Raw genomic sequence first — 16625 nt, 5'->3', positions numbered from 1 at the left:
CCGCGTCCACGAATCTCAACTCCGAGGAGTTGCTGGGGAAGATGTGGGCGATCGAAGAGGTCAACGCGGCTTAGCTTCGCCCGACCTTGCCCTTCCTCAGCCAGAGCTGGTCCAGCAGGATGTTGCACTTGTCGCCGGGCTGGCAGGAGAGCGAGATCGTATTGGAGCCCTGCTTCAGGGTTGGATAGGCGTAGCTCTCGGTCCACGCCTGCGTCGGGTCGGACTGGTGCGTGAAGTTGGCGAAATTGAAACCGCTGCCGTACTTCTCGCCGTTGATGGTGAGGGTCATCTTCTGGTCCGCACCCGGGTTGTTGTACCGCGCGAGCAAGGTGTAAGTGCCCGCGTCCGCGACGTCGTTCACCGTCCACGTCACCGAGGCACCCACTGTGTTCAGGCCACCGACGTAGACGCCGCCCACGGCCTGCGCGCCCTTCACGTCCGAGGCCTTCGCCGCGCCACCCACCAGTTGGAGGGCGTTCGCGTCGGTCTTCGGCAGGTCCGCCGACGCGCTGCTGCTCGGCGACTGGCTCGGCTGGGAGCTCTGCGAGCCGGACTGCGAGGGCGAGGAGTCGCCGCCCGCCTTGTTGTCGCCGGAGTTGCCGTTCATCATCGCCACGCTGATGCCGATGACGACCGCCGCGACGACCGCGATCGCGCCGATCAGCAGGCCCTTGGTGTTGGGGCCGCGGCGGGCGGGGGCGGGCTGCACCGGCTGCCGGCTGGTCGGGGCGCCGCCGGGGAGGGTTTCAGGGGCCTGGTAGTGGGCGTTGGGCTGGCCGTAGCCGCCCTGCTGGTGGGGCACGCCCTGGCCGCCGTACGTGGGCTGTTGGCCGTACGGGGCCTGCTGGCCGTACTGGCGCTCGCCGACCGCACGCACTCTGCTGACCGAGTTCGGGTAGCCGTAACCGCCGGACGGCGGCTGGGCTCCTCTGGCCTGGCCGTCGGCGTAGAGATAGCCGAACGGGTCGTCGTCCTCGGGCGTGCTCGCGCCGTTGTCGCCGGGCGTCATCGCTCGTGTACTCCTCAGCAGGTGCGGGCGGATGCGATAGGGGTATGGAGTAGCGAGCCTACCCGCTCTGGCTGAGCCAAACGGGTCACTCGGCCCGCATCAACTCGCTGACCTGCGGATCATCCCGCGCGTCGGTGCGCTTTGGGACGAGATCGTTTCTCTACGTACATCCGCTCGTCGGCGGACTTCAACACTTCGTCCGCCGTCATGCCGCAGTGTGCCCACCCGATGCCGAAACTCGCGCCCACCCGTACGGCCCGGTCCTCGGCCCGGATCGGCTGGATGATCTCGTTGCGCAGCCGTACGGCGAGGTCCTGGGCGTCGGCCTTGCCGAGGCCGTCGGCGAGGATGACGAACTCGTCGCCGCCGAGGCGGGCGACCGTGTCACCGTCACGGACACCGCGCGAGAGGCGCCGGGCCACCTCGATCAGGACCGCGTCGCCCGCGTTGTGGCCGAAGCGGTCGTTGATCGACTTGAAGCCGTCGAGGTCGCAGAAGAGCACCGCGAGGCCCTTGGTGCCGTCGTCGCGGTCGTCCTCGGGCGCGGCGGTGTGCACATGGTGGTCGAAGGCGTCGTACCCCTCCGTGCCCGGCCGGAAGTCGAAGCCGTGGCCGGCGGGGCTGTCGAAGACGGGGTGGCCGTAGGCCGCGTCCAGGGAGTCCAGGGCGCCGGGCTGGGAGGGGCGCTGGCACAGCCGGGCCGACAGGCGTGAGCGCAGCTCGGCGGAGTTCGGCAGGCCGGTGAGGGAATCGTGGGAGGCGCGGTGGGCCAGCTGCAGCTCGCGGCGCTTGCGCTCCTCTATGTCCTCGACGTGGGTGAGGAGGAAGCGGGGGCCGTCGGCCGCGTCCGCCACGACCGAGTTGCGCAACGACACCCAGACGTACGTGCCGTCCCGGCGGCCCAGGCGGAGTTCCGCGCGGCCGCCCTCGGCGGAGGTTCTCAGGAGCGTGCCGATGTCCTCGGGGTGGACGAGGTCGGAGAAGGAGTAGCGGCGCATCGCGGAGGCCGGGCGGCCGAGCAGGCGGCACAGGGCGTCGTTGGTGCGCAGGATCCGGCCGTGCTGGTCGCCGCCCATCTCGGCGATGGCCATGCCGGAGGGGGCGTACTCGAAGGCCTGCCGGAAGGATTCCTCGCTGGCGCGCAGGGCCTGCTGCTCGCGCTCCAGGCGGACCAGGGCGCGCTGCATGTTGGCGCGCAGGCGGGCGTTGCTGATCGCGATGGCGGCCTGGAAGGCGTACATCTGCAGGGCCTCGCGGCCCCAGGCGCCCGGCCGGCGGCCGTTGCGCGGCCGGTCGACGGATATGACGCCGAGCAGCTCGCCGGAGGAGCCGCCCTGCACGCCGGGCGTGAGCATGGGGGCGAAGAGGCGGTCGGAGGGGTGCCACTCGTCCTCGAAGCGGGGCGCGGGCCCGTCCGTGTACCACTGGGGTACGTCGTCGTCGTCCAGCACCCAGCCCTCGGTGTGCGGGATGAAGATGAGGTCGCCCCAGCGCTCGCCCATGCTCAGGCGGCGGTCCCAGGACTCGCGGGAGCCGACCCGGCCGGTGATCAGGGCCTCGGCGGCGGAGTTGCCGGAGAACGCGGCGACGACGAGGTCACCGTCCTGGCGGACGAGGTTCACGCACGCCATCTCGTACCCGAGGGCTTGTACGACGCCGTCGGCGACGGTCTGCAGTGTGTCCGCCAGGCTGCGTGCCGTGTTCATGTCGGCCATGACCTGGTGCAACTGCCGCAGGGACGCAAGACGGACATACGGCTCCGACTCGGTCTCCATACTCACCCTCCCCCCGAGACCTCGCGACGAATCAAGGGTTCCCCGCCACTGAATCACAGCGCGCTCCGCACTCGGTACACAGGGTCAACAATTCTTGCCCCTTGTGACTCAAGTCACAGATGAACGTGAACAATTGAGTGGAGTTTCTGCATTTCACACGTGCGTTTACTGAACGCAAGCTTTGTGGGCGTGCGCACAATTGGTCCATTGGACCTAGGACCCGGCTCGGGCGGAGGCCCGATGTGGCCCACGCAGGGCGGAGACTAGCGTTTCCGGCGTGCTGAAGACCGCCTCCCCCACCGCCCTCACCCCTTCCGGGCATGCTGAGGGGGTGAGCAACGACGAGTTCCGGGCCGCGATGTCCCGGCTGGCCGCGGGCGTGGTCCTGGTGACCGCTCAGGAACCGCCGCTCGACCCGGACGACCCGGACGCGCCGGGCATGGAGGACGTCGGCATGACCGCCACCGCCTTCATGTCGGTCTCGCTCGACCCGCCACTGGTCCTCGTCAGCCTGCGCGAGGGCTCCCGCATGGACGACCTGCTCGCCGAGCAGCCCCTGTGGGCGGTCTCGGTCCTCGCCGAGAGCCAGCGCCATGTCGCCGGCCGCTTCTCGATGCGGGGCCGCATCAGCGACCGGCTGCTCTTCGAGGACATCCCCTACGTCCGCGGCGAGGTGAGCGGCGCCCCCCTGATGGGCGGCGCGCTGGCCACCCTGGAGTGCCGCACCGAGCAACGCGTGCCCGCCGGCGACCACACCCTGGTCATCGGCCGCGTGCTCGCTGCGCGAATGCCTGGCGCGGAGGGTGGGCCGCTGATGTATTTCCGGGGGCGGTACCGGCAGTTGGGGTGAGCCGGTCGCTCGCCGTCGGGCTGCTCGTCGTCGCCGGGTGCGGGTCCGTTGTGGTTGCTCGCGCCCACGCGGCGGAGCCGCATATCGATACAGCCCCGCGCCCCTGGGGAACTGCGGCGCCGTCGGCTTCGAGGCACCGCCGCAAAGGCGACACCCCGCACGCGCGAGCAAGCGACCCACCCTCCGGCAGGGAGCCTTCGCTACGCCGGCTCGATCGTCAGCTCCGCCAGCCTGGCCGGGTCCGTCACGATGTCGATCGTCGTGATGCGGTCGGCGACGAAGGTGAAGGTCAGGACGCGTTCCAGGCGGCCGTCGGCGTACAGGACCAGGCCGGTGGCGCCGTCGATCAGCGCGGGACGCGACAGGGCGGCCAGGTGGGCGAAGTTCTTCGCGCCGGAGGCGACCCCGATCGCGCCGATCGACGTACCGGCGTCGCCGCGGGCCAGCACGTCCGGGTCGAGGACGGCGAGCAGTCCCTCGAAGTCGCCGTCCCGCGCCGCCGCCAGGAAGGCGTCGAGCACCGCCCGCTGCCGCACCAGGTCGGTCTCCGGCGCGTCGGCGCCCCGCACCCGGCGCCGGCCCCGGCTGGCCAGCTGCCGCACGGCGGCCGGGGTGCGCCCGAGGATCCCGCCGACCTCCTCGAACGGCACCCCGAACAGGTCGTGCAGCACGAACGCCAGCCGCTCCGCCGGGGTGAGCTGGTCGAGGACGACGAGCAGGGCCGTGCCGACCGAGTCGGCGAGCAGCGCGTCCCGCTCGGGGTCCGGCTCGGCCGACGCCGCCGGGTACCAGGTGTCCAGGGGCTCCTCGCCCCGGGTGCGCCGGGAGCGGAGCATGTCGAGGCAGACCCGGCCGACGACGGTCGTCAGCCAGCCCCCGAGGTTCTGCACCTCGCTCGTGTCGGACCGGCTCAGCCGGAACCAGGCCTCCTGCACGGCGTCCTCGGCCTCCGCGGCCGAGCCCAGCATCCGGTAGGCGACCGCCCGCAGATGCCCCCGGTACGCCTCGAACCGTACGGCGAGGGTGTCGACGTCGTCGTGGTGCTGCTGCTCGTGCTCGCTCATCGGTGGGGTCGGCCTCTCCGTCGCCGTAGGTGGTCTCGCACTCTCCCTGACGAACGGCACGCCGGAAGTGTGACGGGGGTCCGCGCCGCGCCCTACGACCAGTCGCGGCCCGAGCGGCCGCGCTTGGTGTCCGAGCGCTGCTTCTTCTCCCGCAGCCGGCGTTCGTTGAGACCGCGCGGGATGCGGGTGGGCCTGCGGGGCTTGGGCGGAGGCGCGCTGGCCTCCGCGAGGAGCGCGGCGAGTCGTACGGCGGCGGTCTCGCGGTTGCGCCACTGGGAGCGGTGCTCGGAGGAACGGACGGTGACGACTCCGTCGACGAGCCGGCCGGCCAGCCGCAGCAACGCCCGCTCCTTCCACACCGGAGGGAGCGCCTCGGTGCGGGCCAGGTCGAAGCGCAGCTCCACCTGAGAGTCACTGGTGTTGACGTGCTGTCCGCCGGGTCCCGACGAACGGGAGAAACGCCACATCAGCTCGGCCTCGGGAAGCGAGACGGAGCCACGGATGACGTAAGGACCGGACATGTCCACCATGGTCGCCCGAGTGACCGGTCCACGTCACGCGAAATATCCCGGGTGAAGGAAATCGGGTAAAGAAAGTAAAGAGAGCCGGAACCTTCCCGGCCCCTCTTGGCGTTCATAGGGGTAGCTGTAGCTTTTCGACTGATGCCGTACCGAACCAAGGGAAGGGACTCCCAAGAATGGCTGTAAGCCTGTCCAAGGGTGGCAACGTCTCGCTCACCAAGGAGGCTCCGGGCCTGACCGCCGTCACCGTGGGCCTCGGCTGGGACGTCCGCACCACCACCGGCACGGACTTCGACCTGGACGCCTCCGCCATCGCGGTCAACGCACAGGGCAAGGTCTACTCGGACGCCCACTTCGTCTTCTTCAACAACAAGCAGACCCCGGACAACTCCATCGTCCACACCGGTGACAACCTCACCGGCCAGGGCGAGGGCGACGACGAGGCGATCAACGTCAACCTGGCCGCGCTCCCGGCCGACATCGACAAGGTCGTCTTCCCGGTCTCCATCTACGACGCCGAGAACCGCGGCCAGAACTTCGGCCAGGTCCGCAACGCCTACATCCGCATCGTGAACCAGGCCGGCGGCGCCGAGATCGCCCGCTACGACCTCTCGGAGGACGCCGCCACCGAGACCGCGATGGTCTTCGGCGAGCTGTACCGCAACGGCGCGGAGTGGAAGTTCCGCGCGGTGGGCCAGGGTTACGCCTCGGGCCTGGTCGGCATCGCCCAGGACTTCGGCGTCAACGTCTGACGCACGCCGTCATGAGTGAGGACCCCGGGTGATGGCCGGCCACGACCCGGGGCCCTGCCGCCCAGTCCCGACCGGGAGTTGACCCCGGCGCTGCTGACCGGCGGAGCATCACGGCTGGGCCGGTTTGCCGTTGCCGTACAGCCAGTCCTTCCAGATCCCGGTGAAGTCCTGGTCCGGGAACCGTTTCTCCACGTACGCGGTGAAGTCGGCGGTGTCGGCGTTGCCGTAGCGGTGGTCGGCGGGCCAGCTGCGCAAGAGGGCGAAGAAGGCCTTGTCGCCGATCTTCTGGCGGATCTTGTGCAGGACCATCGCGCCGCGCTCGTAGACGGGGCTGTCGGAGATGTGGGCGGCGCCGGACGGCTTCGCGGGCGGGTAGGCCCAGATCGAGTCGTCGTCGCCGTTGTAGAGGTCGGTGAAGATCTTCTGCGCGTTGTCGCCGCCGTGGTCCTCCTGCCACAGCCACTGCGCGTAGGTGGCGAAGCCCTCGTTGAGCCACATGTCCTGCCAGGACTTCGGGGTGACCGAGTCGCCGTACCACTGGTGGGCGAGCTCGTGCACGACCGTCCCGGTGTCGGGGGTGCCGGGGAAGGTGGGCCGGTTCTGGGTCTCCAGGGCGTATCCGGAGGAGTCCTGCGCGGCGATGATCACGCCGGCGGAGGAGAACGGGAACGGGCCGAAGGTGTCCTCCTCCCACTTGATGATGTCGGGGAACTGGGCCAGCACGTCCGCGCTGTCCTTCGCCTGGGCCGGGTCGACGGCGGTGAGCATCGGCAGCCCGTGCGGGCCGGTGCCGCGGGCGATCGTGAAGTGGCCGATGGCGACCGTGGCCAGATAGCTCGCCATCGGCTGGGCGGTGTGCCAGTGGAACGTCGTACGGCCACCGTGGGTGGCCTGGCCGGTCAGCACGCCGTTGGACACGGCCTGCAGGCCCTGCGGGACGGTGACGGTGATGTCGTAGGTCGCCTTGTCGGAGGGGTGGTGGTTGCCGGGGTACCAGGCCATGGAGCCGACGGGTTCGCCGAGGCCGAGGGCGCCGTCGGCGGTGGGCAGCCAGCCCTCCTTGGAGCCGTCGGGGTCGGTGAGGGTGTGCGGGACGCCCGAGTAGCGGACGGTCGTGCGGAACGTCTCGCCCGCGTTCAGGTCGTCGTGCGGACGCACGGTCAGCTCCTGCCCGGCCCGGCCGAACAGCGCGTCCCTGCCCTCGACGGTGACCGAGTCCACGTGCAGCCCGTCGAGGTCGAGGTCGAAGGCGGACAGATCCTGGGTGGCACGGGCGGTGATCACCGCCGTACCGGTGAGCCGGTGGGTGCCCGGGGTGTAGTCGAGGGTGAGGGCGTAGTGATCCACGTGATAGCCGCCGTTGCCGGCCTTCGGGAAGTACGGGTCGCGTACGCCGGAGCCGCCCGGGGTGCCGTGCACGCCGCCGTCGCACGCCGTGCCGGTGAGGGCGAGGCTGAACGTGAGCAGGGCCGCGGCGGCCGGGACGAGGCGTACGGAACGGGGCACGGCAGCGATCCTATGGGGCGCCGGTCTTACTTATGGGACCCGAAATCAAGAGTTACGGCGCCCGGGATCAAGAGGCGCGCAGGGACTGCGTTCAAGGGGCCCGCAGGGACTCACGACGCCTCGTGACACCCTCCCTCCGCCTCGTGACACCATCTCTGCGTGCTCGACATCGGCTACGCCCTCTCCAACCGCTTCCCCGACCCGCCGCAGACCGACTACCGCCGCGTGGACGTCCACGCGCTGCGCCACGACCTGTTCTGCGGCGACGTCTACCTCGCGGACACCAAGACGGACCGCGAGCTGTCCACAGCCTGGGGATGGGTGCCGGTGCTGGACTTCGCGTGGGCGCTGTGCGACATCGTGGAGCGGCTGGACCGGGACCCGATGGGCTCCCGCGCCGCCCGGCCGCAGCACGCGGAGCTGGACTTCACCGAGTCCACCGACCGGATGCTGTTCGAGCGCCGCTTCGGGTGGGTGGACATCGAGGCCGACTGGATGCCGGCCGAGGAGGTGCCGCTCACCTTCTCGCACGCCGAACTGCGCCGCGAGGCCCGCGACTTCCTGCACGACCTGATCGCCGACCTCACCGACCTCCACGAGGACCTGGCGGAGAACCCGGCGATCTGGACCCTCCAGGCCCGCTTCCCCCGCGTGTCGTAACGCCTGCTCCGCCTACTCCACTCTGATCCCCAGCTCCGCGGCCAGCACCGGTGCCAGATCCAGCAGTTGCCCGGTGCTGATCACCGCCCCGGACAGCCGGTCCAGGCCGCGGACGATCTCCAGCGGAGCGGCCCCGCGCAGGTCCACGTCCTTCAGGGTCGCGCTGCCGAAGTCGGCCTTCCTCAGCGCACAGTCGACGAACTCCACCCGCTCCAGGCTCGCCCCCGCGAAGTCCGGCTCGACCAGGACACAGGACTCGAAGACGACGTCCTTGAGGCGGGCCTCGCGCAGGTTGAGGTAGTCGATCTTGCCGCCGCGGATCACCACCCGCTCCAGCACGGCGCCGTGCAGCTGGGTGCCGCCGAGGCGCGCGTCGATCAGCTCGACGTCCCGGAAGGTGGACTCGGCGAGATGCGTGCCGACCCCGCGCGGTCCGGTGAGCACCGAGTCCAGCACCCTGGCCCGGCCCAGCGCCGTACCGTCCAGGGCGCAGCCCGTCAGCGCGCAGTCCATGAAGCGGGCGCCCGCGCCCTCCTGTCCGCTCAGGTCCGCGTCCCGGAACTCCAGCGCGTCGTAGTCCCCGTCCGGCTCCAGCTCGCCGTCCGCCCACGGAGTCAGCGGCGGCAACCGCAGCTCCGGCCGCCGCGCGCCCTTCGGCCGGCTCCCGCTCGCCCGGCTCCCGCCCTCACCCGTCGCTCTCCTCGCCATGCCCCCATGCTGCACCCCACCACTGACAATCGCCCTGACCTGGGAAAACGGCGACCACTTGACCTCAACCACGCTTGAGGTCGGACGCTGAGGCCGTCGAAGAACGCTCTTCCCCTGGGGGTCCCGTGCACGCCGTCCGTCTCCACTCCTTCGGTCCCGCCGAGAACCTGACCTACGAGCGGACCGAGGACCCGGTCCCCGGCCCGGGCCAGGTGCGGATCGCGGTCGCCGCGGCCGGGGTGCACCTGCTGGACACGGCCCTGCGCGAGGGACACCAGGGCCCGCTGCCCGGGCTGCCCGCCCTGCCGACGGTGCCCGGCCGCGAGGTCGCGGGGGTCGTGGACGCGCTCGGCGACGGCGTCGACGGGGTCTGGCTCGGCCGACGGGCCGTGGCCCACCTCGGCTTCGCGCCCGGCGGGTACGCCGAACTGGCCGTCACCGACGTCGACCGCGTCCACGAGGTCCCGGAGAGCCTGGACTTCGCGGCGGCCGTCGCCATGATCGGCACCGGCCGTACGACGCTGGGGATCCTGGGGTTCGCCGAGCCGGGGCCGGACGACGTGGTCGTCGTACCGGCCGCCGCGGGCGGTATCGGGACCCTGCTCGTGCAGTACGCCAGGAACGCCGGGGCCACGGTGATCGGACTCGCGGGCGGGCCCGAGAAGACCGCCCGGGTCCGGGCCGAGGGCGCCGGTCTCGCCGTCGACTACACCGTCCCCGACTGGCCGGCGAAGGTCCGCGCCCACCTCGGCGCACAGGCGGCGACTCTCGTCTACGACGGCGTCGGCGGCGAGGTCGCCCGTGAGTCGGTCGCCCTGCTCGGCCCCGGCGGGCGGCACCTGGTCTTCGGCTGGTCGGCGGAGGGGATCGGCGAGGGCGAAGGGTACGCCGTCGAGGGCGTCTCGGAGTCGGTGCTCGGCCCGGAGATGCTCCGCAGGGCGGGCGGCCTGCGCGCCCTCGAACTGCGCGCGCTCACCGAGGCCGCCGAGGGCCGGCTGCGCCCGGCCGTCACCCGCTTCCCGCTGGCCGAGGCGGCCGCAGCGCACCGCGCGCTGGAGCACCGCGGAACGATCGGAAAGGTGGTGCTGGAACCATGAGGCACCCGCCGAAAACCGGCGCGCGACCCCGGATGCGATACGTCCTGATTCATGGTCTTCTGGCGGGGTGAGTACCGGCCGAACGGGTGAACCAAGTGAACCGGGTGAACCGGACGAACCACCCCCCGCCGGGACACCCCCGGAGGATGCAACCGAGGCTGTGGCCGACGCGCACCGCTGGTGGGCCCTGGTCGTCATCGCGCTGGCCCAGCTGATGGTGGTCCTGGACGCGACGATCGTGAACATCGCGCTCCCCTCCGCCCAGCACGCCCTGCACATCTCCGACGGCAACCGGCAGTGGGTGATCACCGCCTACTCGCTCGGCTTCGGCGGACTGCTCCTGCTCGGCGGCCGGATCGCCGACCTCGTCGGCCGTAAACGCACCTTCGTCATCGGGCTCGTCGGCTTCGCCGCCGTCTCCGCGTTCGGCGGCGCCGCCACCAGCTCCGGCATGCTCTTCGGCGCCCGCGCGCTCCAGGGCGTCTTCGCCGCCGTCCTCGCGCCCTCCGCGCTGTCCCTGCTGACCACGACGTTCACCGACCCGCGCGAACGCGGCAAGGCCTTCGGCGTGTACGGCGCGCTCGCCGGCAGCGGCTCGGCGATCGGGTTCGTCGTGGGCGGGGTGCTCACCGAGTACCTGAACTGGCGCTGGTGCCTGTACGTCAACGTGCCCATCGCCGTCGTCGCGGTCCTCGGCGCCGTCACCCTGCTGCACGACCGCCCCGGCCACCGCGAGGCCCGCCTCGACATCCCCGGCGTGCTGCTGGGCTGCGGCGGGCTGGTGGCGGTCGTCTACGGCTGCGCCGAGGCGGAACCGCGCGGCTGGACGGCCCCACTGGTCCTGGCCCTGCTGGCGACGGGCGTCCTGCTGCTCGCGGTCTTCGTGTGGTGGCAGAGAAGGGCGCCGAGCCCCTTGCTCCCGCCGCACGTCATCCGCGACCGCACCCGCGCGGGCTGCTTCCTGACGATGACGCTCGCGGTCGTCGGCCTGTTCGGGATGTTCCTGTTCATGACCTACTACCTCCAGGTCATCCTCGGCTACTCACCGCTCAAGGCGGGCCTGGCCTTCCTGCCGCTGACCGCCGCGATCGTGACGGGCTCCACACAGATCTCGGCCCGCCTCCTGCCCCACGTACCCCCGCGCGTGCTGATGGTCCCCGGCACGCTGCTGGCCACCGCCGGCCTGCTCCTGCTGACCCGGATGACGGCCCACTCGTCGTATGCCGGCGAGATCCTGCCCGCGCTGCTCCTGGCAGGCCTCGGCATGGGCCTGACCTTCATGCCGATCTTCGCCACGGCCACGGCGGGTGTGGCCCCACGCGACTCCGGGGTCACCTCGGCGACCGTCAACACCTCGCAACAGGTGGGCGGTTCGATCGGCACGGCCCTGCTCAACACCATCGCCACCAGCACCGCCACCGCCTACGTCACCGCCCACCTGCACAGCCCCGCACAGAAGCCCACGGTGCTCCCGGCGGCCGTGGTGCACGGTTACACGGTCGCCATCTGGGTCGCGGCCGCCATCATGCTCCTGGCCTGCCTGACCGCCGCCCTGATGGTCACGGCCGGGGCTCCCAAGGACGGGGTTCGGACGGGGACACCGGTGACGGAGTCGGTGCGCTGAGATTCCGCGGCCCCTCTGCCATCGCCTACTCCCGAGACCCCACCTTCTCCAGCGCCCCGTCCGTCAGCCGGTACACCGTCCACTCGTCCTGCGCACGCGCGCCCAGGGACTCGTAGAAGTCGATCGCGGGCCGGTTCCAGTTCAGCACCGACCACTCCAGGCGGCCGTAACCGCGCTCCACGCAGATCCGCGCCAGCTCGGTCAGCAGGGCCCGGCCGTGGCCGGCGCCGCGGGCGGTCGGGCGGACGTACAGGTCCTCCAGGTAGATGCCGTGCACCCCGCGCCAGGTGGAGAAGTTCAGGAACCACAGCGCGAGGCCGACCGGCTCGCCGCTCTCGTCGTCCACCGCCATGTGCGCGAACGCGGCCGGCCGCTCCCCGAACAGCGCCTCCCGCAGCTGCTCCTCGGTCGCCCGTGCCTCCTCCAGGGCCTTCTCGTACTCGGCCAGTTCACGGATCAGGGCGTGGATGACGGGGACGTCGGCGGGGGTCGCGGCGCGAATCATGAGCCGAGGCTAACCAACCCACGGCGCTCAGTGCCTCCCGGCCACCCGGTCCGCCACCTTCGCCAAGCGGGACGACTCCGTCCCCGGCCGGAGGCGTTCGCGCTGGTCGGCGGCCCGGTACGTGGCGTACATGCCCTGCACGCCCAGCCAGCGCAGCGGCTCCGGTTCCCACTTGCGGACCTTGTGGTTCACCCAGGGCAGGTCCGTGAGGTCGGTGCGGCCGGCCTGGCCGGAGTCCTGTTGGACCAGGTCGCGCAGGGTGCGGGCGGCCAGGTTGGTCGTCGCGACGCCGGAGCCGACGTAGCCGCCCGCCCAGCCGAGGCCCGTCGAGCGGTCCAGCGTCACCGTCGCGCACCAGTCGCGGGGCACCCCGAGGACGCCCGACCAGGCGTGGTCCACCCGCACCCCGGTCAGGGACGGGAAGAAGCGGGTCAGGATGTCGCGCAGGGCCTCGATGGTCGCCTGCTGGGTGCGGCCGTCGTTGTCCGTCCGTGAGCCGAAGCGGTACGGGACTCCGCGTCCGCCCAGCGCGATGCGGCCGTCGGCCGTGCGCTGCGCGTACATGTACGCGTGCGCCATGTCGCCCAGGGTCTCGCGGCCCTCCCAGCCGATCCCCTCCCACTGCTCCTCGCTCAGCGGCTCGGTCGCGATCATCGAGGAGTTCATGGGGAGCCAGGTGCGCTTCTGGCCCTTCAGCGACGCCGTGAAGCCCTCCGTGCAGCGCAGGACGTACGGCGCGCGGACCGTGCCGTACGGCGTCACCGCGTGCTTGGGACGGATCTCCGTCACCGGGGTCGACTCATGGATCGTCACGCCCAGCGCCTCCACCGCCGCCGCGAGGCCCTTCGCCAGCTTCACCGGGTGCAGGCGCGCCCCGTGCGGGGTCCATGTCGAGCCGACCGCGTCCGCGACCCGGATCCGCTCGGCCGTCTCCCGGGCGCCGTACAGCTCGCGGTCCTTCTCGCCGTACGACAGCTCGTGCTCGTGGAAGGCCTTCAGCCTCGTCAACTGAGCCGGGGTCGTGGCCACTTCGAGGACTCCGCCACGGTGGACGTCCGCCTCGATGCCCTCCGCCTCCGCCACCGTGATCACCTCGGCCACGGTGTCGTTCATCGCCTTCTGCAGGCGTACGGCGGCCTCCCGGCCGTGCAGCTTCGCGTACCGGTCGCGGCCCGCGATGCCGTTGTACAGCCAGCCGCCGTTGCGGCCCGAGGCGCCGTACCCGCAGAACTTCTGCTCCAGGACGGTGATCCTCAGGAAGGGCGCCGCCTTCTTCAGGTAGTACGCCGTCCACAGGCCCGTGTAGCCGCCGCCGACGATCACGACATCGGCCGTGGCGTCCCCGGGCAGCGGCTCGCGCACCGCCGCCGGAAGGCCGTCGTCCGCGTACCAGAAGGAGATCCCGCCATTGACCACGCCACCCATGCTCATGGCCGGACGTTAATCCCTCAGGGCGGCCAGTGTCTCCTTCGGATTCCATGCTTTTCCGCGCCCTCTGACCAGCGGATAACAGGCCAGCCCGATCAGCACCGAGACGACGTGACCGAGATCGGTGAAGGTCCGCCCCGCGGCCAGCGGCAGCACGAAGACGATCAGCACCGCCGGCAGATACACGTACCGCCACGGGGGAGCGATGCGGTAGGTGAGTACGGCGATGACCCCGGCCAGTGCGTAACTCACCCCGATGTCCAGGGTGTTGACCGCCGAGTGCGGGGCGATGCCGTCGCGGATCGCCTTCAGCAGGGCGCCCTCGCTGGTCAGCGTCGCCAGGACGTGCGCCAGCGCGCACACCGCGAGCCAGCGGGCCGTGCCCAGCCAGCGCTCGGCCGGCGCGTGGAACACCGTGTACAGGAAGGCGTACGGAACCCATTTGCCGCCGTCGATCCACAGCGCGCTCGCCACCAGCACCCGCACCGGGTTGTGGGACAGCTCGTGGATGTTGGTCGAGCGCTGCCGCAGGAAGTGCTGCTCGAACTGCGGTGACATGTGGTGCAGGGCGACGGTCGTGACGAACAGGACGGCCAGCCACACGTACGTGCCGGGAGCACTGCGGATCCACGCCCAGACCGTCTCCCGCACGCTCCTCAGGACCCGGTTCATTCGCATGAGCCGATTCACGCACGTCAGTATCGTCCGGTCCGTGATTGACATCCCGGCCGAACTGGCCGAGGCGCAGGCGACGTACAACGGTGCCGAGGGGCGGGCCTTCATCGCCTCCCTGCCCGAGCTCGTGGCCCACTTCCTGGACCGCTGGCGGCTGCGGCTCGACGGGCCCTCCATGAACGGCGTCAGCGCCCTGGTCCTGCCGGTCGTCCGGGCCGACGGCACCCGGGCCGCGCTCAAGCTCCAGCTGCCGGACGAGGAGAACGCGGGCGAACCGGTCGCGCTGCGGATCTGGGACGGCGACGGGGCCGTACGGCTCCTCGACCACGACCCGGCCACCGGCACCCTGCTGCTGGAGCGGCTGGACGAGTCCCGGATGCTCGCCGGAATCGCCGACACGCGCGCGGCCGTCGACATCGTCGCCCGGCTGCTGGCCCACCTCACCTCCTTCCCGGCGCCGCCGGACATGCGCCGGCTCGACGACATCGCCGAGGCCATGCTGGAGCGGACCCCGAGGGCGCTGGAGCGGATCGGCGACCCCGAGGCCCGCCGTACGGTCGCCGACTGCGCGGCCGCCGTACGGGAGGTCGCCGGCGAGCCCAGCGACCGGCTGCTGCACTGGGACCTGCACTTCGAGAACGTGCTGGCCGCCGACCGCGCCGACTGGCTCGCCATCGACCCCAAGCCGCTGGCGGGCGACCCCGGCTTCGAGCTGTGGCCCGCGCTGGTCAACCGGTTCGAGGCGGCCGAGGTCGCCTGGCGCTTCGACGCGATGACCGACGTCCTGGGCCTCGACCGGGAGCGGGCCCGCGCCTGGACGCTCGGCCGGCTGCTGCAGAACGCCCTGTGGGACATGGAGGACGGCCGCCCGATCGAGGAACGGCAGCTGGAGACCGCCCGCCGGCTGCGCGCCTAAACCTGTTCAAGTCCAAATCCTGATCAAGCGTTTACCTTTTTCTCATTGTCCATGGTTGACGTGCATCGGCAGCATTCGACTGAACCCATGACTGTCATGGGCAGACCACTCGGTCCGCCCTCCTCGCACCACCACACCAGAAGGGCACTTCCTTGCTCTCAGGGAGACATCGGGCGGCATCCACCGCCGCTCTGCTGTCCACCACGGCACTCATATCCACCGCGCTGTCCACCGGATGGTTCGCGGCGAGCGCCGCCGCCGCGCCGTCGGCCAACGGCGCGGCTCATGCCAGGCACCTGTGCTCCCACGCCACCACACCGGGCCATGTGGCGTGCCTCGCCGAGGCCCGGACCGACGTCGTCAAGCATCTGACCGTCAGCCCGAACACCCCTCCGTCCGGCTACGGCCCCTCGGACCTCCAGGGCGCCTACAACCTGCCGTCCGCGACGGCCGGTTCGGGCAAGACGGTCTTCATCGTCGACGCCATGGACGACCCGAGCGCCGAGTCCGACCTCGCCGCCTACCGGTCCCAGTACGGCCTTCCGGCCTGTACGACCGCCAACGGCTGCTTCCACAAGGTCAACCAGACCGGCGGCACGACGTACCCGAGCCCCGACGCGGGCTGGGCCGGCGAGATCTCCCTCGACCTCGACATGGTCAGCGCCACCTGCCCGCAGTGCCACATCACGCTCGTCGAGGCCTCCTCCACGAGCATGGACGACATCGGCATCGCCGAGAACGAGGCCGTCGCCCTCGGTGCCAAGTACGTCTCCAACTCCTTCGGCGGCACCGAGGACCCGAGCGAGACCACCGCGGACGTCCAGTACTTCAACCACCCCGGCGTCGCCATCACCGTCAGCACGGGCGACAGCGGCTACGGCGTCCAGTACCCGGCGTCCTCCCCGTACGTCACCGCCGTCGGCGGCACCTCCCTCAGCCGCTCGAGCAACAGCCGCGGCTGGACCGAGTCCGTCTGGGGCACCTCCGCCGGCGGTGACGGCGCGGGCTCGGGCTGCTCCGCGGACGAGGCCAAGCCCACCTGGCAGACGGACACCGGCTGCTCCCGCCGTACCGTCGCGGACGTCTCCGCCGTCGCCGACCCGGCGACCGGTGTCGCCGTCTACGACACCTACGGCGGCGCCGGCGGCTGGAACGTCTACGGCGGCACCAGCGCCTCCGCGCCCATCATCGCGGGCACCTACGCCCTCGCGGGCACCCCGGCCGCGAACAGCTACCCGTCCACGTACGCCTACGGCCACAAGTCGGCCCTGAACGACGTGACCACGGGCAGCAACGGCAGCTGCTCCCCGAGCTACCTGTGCACCGCGACCACCGGTTACGACGGCCCGACCGGCCTCGGCACGCCCAACGGCACCGCCGCCTTCGCCGCCGGCGCGAACACCGTCAACTCCCTGCAGCCCGGCCAGAAGCTCACCTCCGGCCACAAGCTGAGCAGCGCGAACATCACGCTGACGATGGGCAGCGACGGCAACCTGGTCGCGTACCTGAAGACGAACGGCACGAGCGGCAGCGGC

15 protein-coding genes and 1 pseudogene are annotated in these 16625 nt (G+C 71.3%); 7 read left to right on the top strand and 9 right to left on the bottom strand.

Annotated features, from left to right (window positions below; all coding sequences use genetic code 11):
- Positions 1-70 precede the first annotated feature (70 nt).
- Both ACH47Z_RS23565 and cdgB read right to left on the bottom strand, forming a co-directional pair.
- Positions 71-1009 (bottom strand): carbohydrate-binding protein, encoded by a 939-nt coding sequence (locus tag ACH47Z_RS23565; protein ID WP_399076705.1) that lies wholly within the window; start codon positions 1007-1009, stop codon positions 71-73.
- 119 nt (positions 1010-1128) lie between these two features.
- Entirely contained in the window at positions 1129-2784 is a 1656-nt protein-coding gene (cdgB, locus tag ACH47Z_RS23560) for a diguanylate cyclase CdgB (protein WP_399076703.1), read from the bottom strand.
- Positions 2785-3061: 277 nt separating this feature from the next.
- Between cdgB and ACH47Z_RS23555 the strand changes: the two genes are divergently transcribed.
- On the top strand, positions 3062-3634 hold the full coding sequence (locus tag ACH47Z_RS23555) for a flavin reductase family protein (RefSeq protein ID WP_399076700.1): 573 nt from the start codon (positions 3062-3064) through the stop codon (positions 3632-3634).
- Positions 3635-3834: 200 nt separating this feature from the next.
- Here the strand turns inward: ACH47Z_RS23555 and ACH47Z_RS23550 are convergent, their stop codons facing one another.
- Together ACH47Z_RS23550 and arfB are read right to left on the bottom strand one after the other, a co-directional pair.
- Positions 3835-4698 carry a sigma-70 family RNA polymerase sigma factor gene (locus ACH47Z_RS23550; RefSeq protein ID WP_399076698.1) on the bottom strand — a complete coding sequence of 288 codons (864 nt, stop codon included), beginning with the start codon at positions 4696-4698 and terminating at the stop codon, positions 3835-3837.
- Positions 4699-4790: 92 nt separating this feature from the next.
- A complete protein-coding gene (gene arfB, locus ACH47Z_RS23545) occupies positions 4791-5228 on the bottom strand; it encodes an alternative ribosome rescue aminoacyl-tRNA hydrolase ArfB (protein WP_399076696.1) in 438 nt (145 codons plus the stop codon).
- A gap of 167 nt (positions 5229-5395) precedes the next feature.
- Here arfB and ACH47Z_RS23540 point away from each other — a divergent pair, with 167 nt between their 5' ends.
- Complete coding sequence (locus ACH47Z_RS23540; RefSeq protein WP_399076694.1) at positions 5396-5971, top strand: TerD family protein; 576 nt, start codon at positions 5396-5398, stop codon at positions 5969-5971.
- 108 nt (positions 5972-6079) lie between these two features.
- On the opposite strand, the gene ACH47Z_RS23535 is transcribed toward ACH47Z_RS23540, so the two are convergent.
- Positions 6080-7477 carry a M1 family metallopeptidase gene (locus tag ACH47Z_RS23535; protein ID WP_399076693.1) on the bottom strand — a complete coding sequence of 466 codons (1398 nt, stop codon included), beginning with the start codon at positions 7475-7477 and terminating at the stop codon, positions 6080-6082.
- A gap of 159 nt (positions 7478-7636) precedes the next feature.
- On the opposite strand from ACH47Z_RS23535, the gene ACH47Z_RS23530 reads away from it, so the two are divergent.
- A complete protein-coding gene (locus ACH47Z_RS23530) occupies positions 7637-8137 on the top strand; it encodes a hypothetical protein (RefSeq protein ID WP_399076691.1) in 501 nt (166 codons plus the stop codon).
- A gap of 12 nt (positions 8138-8149) precedes the next feature.
- On the opposite strand, the gene ACH47Z_RS23525 is transcribed toward ACH47Z_RS23530, so the two are convergent.
- Positions 8150-8845, bottom strand: coding sequence for a pentapeptide repeat-containing protein (locus ACH47Z_RS23525; RefSeq protein WP_399076689.1), 696 nt, complete (start codon positions 8843-8845; stop codon positions 8150-8152).
- 125 nt (positions 8846-8970) lie between these two features.
- On the opposite strand from ACH47Z_RS23525, the gene ACH47Z_RS23520 reads away from it, so the two are divergent.
- Together ACH47Z_RS23520 and ACH47Z_RS23515 are read left to right on the top strand one after the other, a co-directional pair.
- Positions 8971-9942 (top strand): zinc-binding dehydrogenase, encoded by a 972-nt coding sequence (locus ACH47Z_RS23520; protein ID WP_399076687.1) that lies wholly within the window; start codon positions 8971-8973, stop codon positions 9940-9942.
- 67 nt (positions 9943-10009) lie between these two features.
- Positions 10010-11566, top strand: a complete 1557-nt coding sequence (locus ACH47Z_RS23515; protein ID WP_399076685.1) for an MFS transporter — start codon at positions 10010-10012, stop codon at positions 11564-11566.
- Positions 11567-11591: 25 nt separating this feature from the next.
- Here ACH47Z_RS23515 and ACH47Z_RS23510 read toward each other — a convergent pair whose 3' ends face one another.
- The 3 genes from ACH47Z_RS23510 to ACH47Z_RS23500 are packed head-to-tail and all read right to left on the bottom strand — an operon-like array spanning position 11592 to position 14177.
- Positions 11592-12071, bottom strand: coding sequence for a GNAT family N-acetyltransferase (locus ACH47Z_RS23510; protein ID WP_399076683.1), 480 nt, complete (start codon positions 12069-12071; stop codon positions 11592-11594).
- A 27-nt stretch (positions 12072-12098) separates the two neighbouring features.
- Positions 12099-13502, bottom strand: a complete 1404-nt coding sequence (locus ACH47Z_RS23505; RefSeq protein WP_399076681.1) for an NAD(P)/FAD-dependent oxidoreductase — start codon at positions 13500-13502, stop codon at positions 12099-12101.
- 9 nt (positions 13503-13511) lie between these two features.
- A complete protein-coding gene (locus ACH47Z_RS23500; RefSeq protein ID WP_399076679.1) occupies positions 13512-14177 on the bottom strand; it encodes a rhomboid-like protein in 666 nt (221 codons plus the stop codon).
- Here ACH47Z_RS23500 and ACH47Z_RS23495 point away from each other — a divergent pair.
- Entirely contained in the window at positions 14176-15090 is a 915-nt protein-coding gene (locus tag ACH47Z_RS23495) for an aminoglycoside phosphotransferase family protein (RefSeq protein ID WP_399076677.1), read from the top strand. The genes ACH47Z_RS23500 and ACH47Z_RS23495 overlap by 2 nt on opposite strands.
- 152 nt (positions 15091-15242) lie before the next feature.
- Positions 15243-16475 (top strand): annotated as a pseudogene (locus tag ACH47Z_RS23490) (hypothetical protein); the annotation flags it as partial.
- Positions 16476-16625 lie beyond the last annotated feature (150 nt).

Source organism: Streptomyces sp. NPDC020192, from assembly GCF_044388685.1.
Classification (GTDB): domain Bacteria; phylum Actinomycetota; class Actinomycetes; order Streptomycetales; family Streptomycetaceae; genus Streptomyces.
The sequence above is the reverse complement of the archived record's forward strand: the minus strand, read 5'-3'. Positions and strand labels throughout refer to the sequence as shown.

Excerpts from the sequence above, each read along its gene's own strand:
- ACH47Z_RS23565 (WP_399076705.1), bottom strand. The coding sequence starts at position 1,009 with ATGACGCCCGGCGACAACGGCGCGAGCACGCCCGAGGACGACGACCCG.
- cdgB (WP_399076703.1), bottom strand. The coding sequence starts at position 2,784 with ATGGAGACCGAGTCGGAGCCGTATGTCCGTCTTGCGTCCCTGCGGCAG.
- ACH47Z_RS23550 (WP_399076698.1), bottom strand. The coding sequence starts at position 4,698 with ATGAGCGAGCACGAGCAGCAGCACCACGACGACGTCGACACCCTCGCC.
- arfB (WP_399076696.1), bottom strand. The coding sequence starts at position 5,228 with ATGGTGGACATGTCCGGTCCTTACGTCATCCGTGGCTCCGTCTCGCTT.
- ACH47Z_RS23540 (WP_399076694.1), top strand. The coding sequence starts at position 5,396 with ATGGCTGTAAGCCTGTCCAAGGGTGGCAACGTCTCGCTCACCAAGGAG.
- ACH47Z_RS23525 (WP_399076689.1), bottom strand. The coding sequence starts at position 8,845 with ATGGCGAGGAGAGCGACGGGTGAGGGCGGGAGCCGGGCGAGCGGGAGC.
- ACH47Z_RS23510 (WP_399076683.1), bottom strand. The coding sequence starts at position 12,071 with ATGATTCGCGCCGCGACCCCCGCCGACGTCCCCGTCATCCACGCCCTG.
- ACH47Z_RS23505 (WP_399076681.1), bottom strand. The coding sequence starts at position 13,502 with ATGAGCATGGGTGGCGTGGTCAATGGCGGGATCTCCTTCTGGTACGCG.
- ACH47Z_RS23495 (WP_399076677.1), top strand. The coding sequence starts at position 14,176 with ATGAGCCGATTCACGCACGTCAGTATCGTCCGGTCCGTGATTGACATC.
- ACH47Z_RS23500 (WP_399076679.1), bottom strand. The coding sequence starts at position 14,177 with ATGCGAATGAACCGGGTCCTGAGGAGCGTGCGGGAGACGGTCTGGGCG.